The organism is Moorena sp. SIO2C4, from assembly GCF_010672485.1.
GTDB lineage: Bacteria > Cyanobacteriota > Cyanobacteriia > Cyanobacteriales > Coleofasciculaceae > Moorena > Moorena producens.
The window spans coordinates 1-7,267 of record NZ_JAAHGN010000314.1 but is presented as its reverse complement, the minus strand read 5'-3'; the positions used below and the strand labels follow the sequence as shown (position 1 = coordinate 7,267).

At 44.2% G+C, this 7,267-nt stretch carries 7 protein-coding genes; 3 read left to right on the top strand and 4 right to left on the bottom strand.

The window, feature by feature from the left end:
- On the bottom strand, positions 1-465 hold a 465-nt coding region (locus tag F6K20_RS17375; protein WP_287295435.1), incomplete at its 3' end, for a globin family protein.
- A gap of 766 nt (positions 466-1,231) precedes the next feature.
- Between F6K20_RS17375 and F6K20_RS17370 the strand changes: the two genes are divergently transcribed.
- Both F6K20_RS17370 and F6K20_RS17365 read left to right on the top strand, forming a co-directional pair.
- Entirely contained in the window at positions 1,232-2,425 is a 1,194-nt protein-coding gene (locus F6K20_RS17370) for a HEAT repeat domain-containing protein (RefSeq protein WP_008189368.1), read from the top strand.
- A 395-nt stretch (positions 2,426-2,820) separates the two neighbouring features.
- Entirely contained in the window at positions 2,821-3,420 is a 600-nt protein-coding gene (locus F6K20_RS17365; RefSeq protein ID WP_044495145.1) for a PAS domain-containing protein, read from the top strand.
- 166 nt (positions 3,421-3,586) lie between these two features.
- On the opposite strand, the gene F6K20_RS17360 is transcribed toward F6K20_RS17365, so the two are convergent.
- Positions 3,587-4,192 (bottom strand): Uma2 family endonuclease, encoded by a 606-nt coding sequence (locus tag F6K20_RS17360; RefSeq protein WP_008189366.1) that lies wholly within the window; start codon positions 4,190-4,192, stop codon positions 3,587-3,589.
- A 72-nt stretch (positions 4,193-4,264) separates the two neighbouring features.
- Here F6K20_RS17360 and F6K20_RS17355 point away from each other — a divergent pair, with 72 nt between their 5' ends.
- Complete coding sequence (locus F6K20_RS17355; RefSeq protein ID WP_287264888.1) at positions 4,265-4,405, top strand: hypothetical protein; 141 nt, start codon at positions 4,265-4,267, stop codon at positions 4,403-4,405.
- A 42-nt stretch (positions 4,406-4,447) separates the two neighbouring features.
- On the opposite strand, the gene F6K20_RS17350 is transcribed toward F6K20_RS17355, so the two are convergent.
- Positions 4,448-4,654 (bottom strand): type II toxin-antitoxin system HicB family antitoxin, encoded by a 207-nt coding sequence (locus F6K20_RS17350; protein ID WP_287264887.1) that lies wholly within the window; start codon positions 4,652-4,654, stop codon positions 4,448-4,450.
- A 116-nt stretch (positions 4,655-4,770) separates the two neighbouring features.
- Positions 4,771-7,149, bottom strand: a complete 2,379-nt coding sequence (locus tag F6K20_RS17345) for a CHAT domain-containing protein (protein WP_287295433.1) — start codon at positions 7,147-7,149, stop codon at positions 4,771-4,773.
- Between the last annotated feature and the right edge of the window lie 118 nt (positions 7,150-7,267).

Here is a 7,267-nt window from a genome sequence, read left to right as displayed (position 1 = left end):
TTGGGGGCTGGGTTTTGTGGCCTCTGGTTTTGGGGAATCTAACTCCACTTCTTCAGAGGAATAATCCGCACCATCCAACATGATGGTGGTAATGGCTCCGTAGGCATCTACCCAGGCTTGCTTGACCTCTGGTGTCCAATCCGCCCCCAAGTATTGCTCAAAGGTTTTTAGGAGGCTATTGCCCACTAATGGATAATGTTCTGGCAGCGCTCCATACTGAACATGTCTCGCTCCTAGTCCTTTGAGGGCTGAACTGAGGGTATCTGGTTTACGTAGATTTTCTACTACCAGTACCAAGGAAGCCAGCAGTTTTTTCTTTTGCGCAACCATGTCTGTGGTATCGAACAGAGGCTGGGCGGCTGGATAATCGGTGAATAGATTTTCGTAGAAGCTGGCTACAAATTCTGTAGCGCGAGGCTTAACCTTATCAAAGCTTTGTTCTAATAGTTCGACTTGTAAAGACATTGCTATATATCACTCCCTAGGATTTAGATGGGATTTAGATGGGATTTAGATGGGATTTAACTGTTAGCTTGGCACCGAGCCCCCTATACTTACTTCAACCCACTTTTGGGTTGGAGTCATTGAGGTTGAGAGTTTGACATCCCCTAAAGGTAGATGCCCAGTGGAGATAACCTCCCACCAGGCAGGATTTTCAAGATGTCTAACTGTGTAAGGTTCCCACTGACTAACACTGACTAAGTCGATGTGATTAGATCAATAGTCCATATCGAGATATAACGATAGGTTTCACAATCGGGAAACATCGTAGCTTTTGTTACAAAGAATTTATAAAATTTTATATTATGCATCAAAATATTGCATTTAATACATTTTGGATTTGATAATTAGGCTTTTGTTGGAGAACGCTTAAATTAGAGTCCGATATTCGGCGTTGCTGAATCTTCGAATTAATAGGAGTAGAGTGGGCATCCTGCCCGCCCGAACATATATGTGTGGAACTGGCTTGATGCCAGTTCCACACATATATTGAAACTGGCAAGATGCCAGTTCCACGCCTGATGCCCATTCCACAGGTGCGACCCAAGGCCGCGAGGGATTGCTCGCGGCCTTGGAGGCGCGCACCTGACTCTTAAAATCATTCCATTATTAAGTAACGCTGGAAAATCAGCTGTTCGTCGGATCAGTCTCCTGTGTGATCGAGATAGTAGTCCAATGCAGTGAATTTGATGCAGTTAATTTTTTATTGCCGTGAGGCAACGATTAAACAATGCTGAACATTTTAAAACAAGCAAGTCTTGCTGGACAGCAGGAAAATTTTTCATTACTCACTCACCATCTTCAGCAGTTGTCCTTAGGGAAAAATGGTCAGACACAGCAGCGGTTAAGTGATGAAGAGTTTCAGCTAGCTTTGAGTCTGGGATTACAGGTGCTCAAGAGTGGGGATTTTCAAGAAAAATGGGCTTTAGTAAAGGTGCTACCAAAACTGGGGAAAGCCGTTATTGCTCCGGTGATCAGCATCCTAGAAGATGAAGCACTAGATTTGGAAGTCCGTTGGTTTGCTGGTCGGATCTTAGGTCAGTTTGATGACCCGGCAGTAGTGATGGTGCTAGTCAAATTGCTGAAGGATGGTGAGGATGAAGAGTTAGCCTATATGGCTTCTGAGGCACTGGCAAACATTGGGACTTCAGCGGTGGCGGCTTTAAGCCGTTTCCCAGAATCCCCAGAGGCCAGATTATTGGCAGTGCAAGCCCTGGCTCATATTCACCGTCCGGAAGTGATTGAGCCATTGCTGAGTGTGGTTAATGACCCCAGCTCGGAAATACGGGCTACTGCTATTGAAACCCTCAGTAATTTTCGCTCACCCTCAATTACTCCAGTTCTCCTGAATGCCATAAGCGATCAAGTGGCAGCGGTGAGGAAAGAAGCGGTGATTGGTCTAGGGTTACTACGCACTCTGTTGCCAGATTTAGATCTAGTCAAGCGGATTAAACCATTGCTTTATGACCTGAATTTGGAGGTTTGCCACCAAGCTGCGATCGCACTCGGGCGTTTAGCTACCTTGGAAGCCCATCAAGCGTTAGTTAAGGCACTCCAGTCACCAGCTACACCAATCAGTTTACAAATCGAGATTGTCCGTGCTTTCAGTTGGGAGTTTACTACCAATTCCCTACAACAGTTACAAGCAGTGCTGAGGGAGGCACCCACACCAGTCTGTCGGGAAATCATTAGCGTCCTGGGGATGGTAGAGTCAGACTATTTGAAACCCAAAGCCGCTGAGATTTTGATCGACTTTTGTCAATCAGGGCAAGTGGCTACCGAAGATCACCAAATCAAACAAACTCTAGCCATGTCCCTAGGACAATTAGCTCAATTTAAATCAATACCCTTACTCAAAGACTTGGTGGCAGATTCAGATCACTCCGTGAGCTTGCATGCGATCGCAGCCCTCAAAAAATTCTGATTGTAAATTCTCATTCTAAATTCCCTTTAGTCTAGGGGCGTAAAGCCTTCATGGTCTACCGTTGCTAAGGCTTGCATTTTTTTGTGCTATACTCTATAATTGTGGTTTAATTCAGAAGTGGGCTACCCCTTAACTCAAATCCCTAAGGTGGACTTTAATTGAGGAAAGCCGATCTGAGCCATCCATAGAGACAACAGAAAAATCAATAAAAGCAAAGATATTGCGGAGCAAGCGTGGTTTAAAAGCCAATTCTGGGCGTTTGCTTCATGATTTTGCCACAAAAATTTGCTACCATCAAGTACACTCGCGAACCCTAGGGGACGATTTAATAGAAGGCCATTGAGTAGTCCAGCCTCAATTGTTCCTAGACTTGCTCTGTGGATGGAGAAATACGAGTGAATATAAACGACGATACCGTATTCAAAGCACTTCTGAGTTCACTGAACACAAATCCAGGCTTTGACTTTACTAAGCACCAGATTCCAGGTCAAAAGTGCCTCAAAATTGAATCACTAGATCCTAAGCAATCCTCTCTAAAGCCGGAGCTGCTCTATGCTGCTCTAGAGGAACTCTCTACCGGTTTTGAGGAACTCAGCGAGAAGTATGAGGCTTTGCAAGCGGCTTACGCTGTGTTACAAGCACGGCAACAACACTACCATAATTTGTTTGAATTGGCTCCGGAGGGTTACCTGGTAACCAATGCTCAAGGAATTATCCAAGAAGCAAACAGTGCAGCTGCTAGTCTACTAAACGTACAGCAGTATTATCTGGTGGGTAAACCGCTGATGAGCTTTATCAGTGAAGCTGAGTCTAATCGGTTCGACCTCCAACTCCACCAGCTCCAGGAATTGCAAAAGCTCAAGGACTGGCAAGTGGTATTGTGTCCACGGCAAGGTAAACCTGTAGCGGTTGATATGTCAGTGTCTGTCTGTTGTGACTCTCAAGGCAATGTGGTTAGTATCCAGTGGATCATACTTAATGTGACTGGGTTCTAGAACCGCTAAAAGAGCTCGAAGTCAAAAACATCAGGGCTCTACAATCCGGTTTTATCATTACCCTTTCTCTGGAATTGAGGAAATTCCTGAGTAAGATCATCAATTAACTAGCACAGATGGCTGATTGTGCTTCTCTGCTTGGGTTGACAAGGCTAATCCGTTACCCTTACCAGATTTTATCCAGCTTCAGCACGAAACCAGGCAGTACCGACTCATCACCCTTGACCGTAGCCGGATTGTCCAACTGTTCCACTTCTACCCCAGGACGGTAAATATACACCTGACGACTATTTGGGTCAATCAACCACCCCAAGCTAGCGCCATTTGACCTGTACTCCTCCATCTTGTTCTTGAGATCTTTCACCCTATCAGTGGGGGAACGCAATTCAATCACAAAATCCGGGCATATGGGAGCAAATTTTTGCCTTTGTTGAGGTGTTAGGGCTTCCCATCTTTCTAACTTTACCCAAGAGGCATCAGGGGAACGTTCTGCACCATTGGGAAGTTTGAAACCAGTGGATGAGTCAAAACCTACTCCTGTACCGTCCTGTTCCACCCAAGTCCACAACTGACCACCTATACTTAGATTACGTTTTCCGGTTTCACCTCCTGTTGGGGGCATAACAATTATTTCTCCCTCTGATGTCCGCTCAATACGTAATTCTCGGTTAACCTGACAAAATTCAAAAAATTGGTCATCATCCATCTCCAGTGCCGGGGGCATCCTCAGCACAATCGGATTAGTTTCAACAGCTGTGGTGGCGAATGTCATGATTTAGTTGCTTCCCGCACAACAGAGTTTCTTCTATTCTAGTTATTGGTACTTACAGCGGTTTTCAATTCGGTGAGGTACAAATTTCTACGTTTTAGGGAGCAGGGAAGAGGCAAGAGGCAAGAGGCAAGAGGCAAGAGGCAAGAGGCAAGAGGCAAGAGTGAAAAAATTCTGTGTACGTCAGGTGCGACCCGTGGCGAATTTAATTCTTAATGGGTCAAGCGCACCTAATAGTTATGAAAAATGCTGTAACTATCAGACTACAATTTGTTGTGTACCGACAAATTCTGTTTCAAAGGTTAAATTTTCATCTTCTAGCAGCATTTCAATTACTTCTCGCAAATTTTCCTTTAACTCGTCTAAGGTTTCTCCCTGAGAATGTGCGCCTTTAAATCCTGGAATATAACCAACGTAGAGATTGCTATCTAAATCTCGCTCAACAATTGCAGTAAATGTTTTCATGAAATTCTAGTTTTTTAATTTAATAATATCTTCTAGCGGTTTGCGACTTTTCAAGTAGCGTGAGCTTTTAGCTGACGGCTGACGGCTGACGGCTGTTCGCGCTACGTCATAGCCCCTTAGCGCCAGTCACCGATTATAACAAAGTGTGCCCAGTAATAGGGATGACTGAATTCATACTTTTTTAACATACTTAACTGAGCACGGCGCAGGGCTTCAGCTTTAGTAACGTTCCGTTGAGTAAATTCTTGGTAAAACTGAACCATCAGCTCAGCAGTGGATTGGTCGTCAACAGACGCCAGAGTGCCGACAATACTTCGTATTTTAGACCTTAGGGCTACTCCCGCAAATCCAAAAGGTGTTTGATTATTCCCTTGAGCAATTTCACAAGTACTGAGGACGAGTAATTCAATGGGATTGGATTTTTTGTGTTTTTTTGAATGCAGTAACTTCTCAAATTCCTTGGCTGTAATTTTTTTGTCCCAAGCCAATATAAATGTATCTTCTGAAGAAAACTCTCCATTGGTTGCCAAGTGAACTATAGGGAAGTAAGAGGAGTTAAGTGCGTTTTCCAGGGCTTTACCAGTGAAGTCCTGATTAAGTAGGATTGAACTTGGTATCATTGAGCTAATTTTTTTTACCTCCACCTCAACAAAGGGTAATGGTGAATAGCCTTGGCGGGATTCAGAAACTCCAGCAATCAAAGCTTTTAAAGGTTTTTGTTTCTGGGGCTGAGGCTCTAGACTCTGTAAAGCGGGGGTCACAGCAATGGCATATTTTTCTACTAAATACTGCTCGCCATCGTGGAGAGCTGCCATGGGAATATTTCCTAGCCTACTATTGGGCACAAATACGATAGTCTTGATGTTGCTTTTAGCTAACTTAGTTTCTGCTGGTTTAATCAGCAATTCGTAAATTTTTGGGGAGAATCTACGCCATAAACGTCTATGCACGATTCGCACTGCCTCTTTAAAACTGCTAAGCGTTTCCTCAACTTCTTCTGCAGATAAAGGTGTTGAGTAGCGGTGCAAGGGTTGACCGGGCAAGTGAAGAATTACTTCCAAGCGGTCTTCCAAAAGAATAGGATAGATTACTGCTGCTTGGGAATCAATTTGGTCAATTTGGATGAGATTAGGATTCAAAGGAACTATCTCACGGAAGTTATTGAGTTCAGTCAAATGGAGAGATTCAATAACCTGACGAACTTTTCTGAGATTTTGCTGGTTAGAGCCAGTTTCCTCAGAATCCAAAAGTGACCCGATAAACCCCTGATAAACACTCTCTACAATTTCTCCAAAAGAAACCCGTATAGCTGGATTTATCCTAGTTAAATCCCTACCTAAGGATTGGATAGTATCAAAAGCTTTGGCGTAAGCAGACGACGCTCTTTGAGTATCTCCTTGAGCTGCGAGTAAACGAGCTTGGGCATTTAAAGATTGGGCAAGAAGAGCTGAGTGATCTAGAGAGTTTCTATTATCTGCATTGGCTAATAGTTTCAAACTTTCTGAAACTGCCTTATTTGCCTGATCAAACTGTTCAAGTTGCTGATAGGCAATAGCAATATTGCTCAGCAGCATGGCTTGTTTGAGTTCATAGTCTTGAATCTCAAAGGACAGAGCTGCTTTTTTCCAGGCTCTTTCTGCCTGAGAGCGCTTATTGGCTTTGTAAAGTTTTCCAGCTACTTCAGATAGCTGCGAGACATTTTGAAATTCTTGCTTTACCTGGTTAAGTTCTATCTTGGCAGAATCAACCTGGCGATTCGCGTTTACCAATAGAATTACTGTTAGTATTCCAGAAATCCCAGCTCCCAATAACGCTAAAATTAAGACACCTAATCCGAACCGCATCTGCCCTTTGGCTTTCCGATTCGCCTCAGTTAGTACCAGATTTCTCTTCTGGGTTGCTTCCCTATCTTTCCTCTCTCTCTCTAATTCCGCATCTCGTTCTTTTTGAGCAATTTGCTCCTCTATCTGCTTTTTCTCACTTGCTGCCAGAAACTGCTGATCTAAATAACTTAAATTCTTACCCTTTGCCCAGGCTTGAGCATTCTTTAGAGTTTGACCCCGCAACAACAGTGACTGATCCTGACAATCCGAGGCCACCCAAGCCCTAAAGGCTTCGGAATAGGGACGTAACTGGGCTAATTCTTGCTTAATCCACTCCTGATTAAAGACTTCACGGTAGATCGGGTTATAGACTTTAAGCACTGGAGAGGTTCCAAGTCTGTGCTTGACCACTAACCCAGATAACTGTAACTTGCCCTCTTCAAAACTGTTATTAGCAACAACTTCCCCCTGCTGCCACACCTGCTGATACAATTCCAACAAATAGGCAGCCCGTTGCTCATTACAAAGAATGCGATCGCGTATGGTCTTCAAGTGTTCCGGTTGATCGGTAGCTTCCCAGTTCTCGATAAAATGCGATCGCACTAATGTCTCAATCCATTCCTTCTCCCTCTCCTTCTCCCCCCTTGTTAAGGGGGGTTGGGGGGGATCCAAACTTGTTAAGGGCTTCTCAATCGATTTATTCTCCCCCCTTATTAAGGGGGGTTGGGGGGGATCCAAACTTGTGAAGGATTGGGGGGGATCCAAACTTGTGAAGGATTGGGGGGGATCA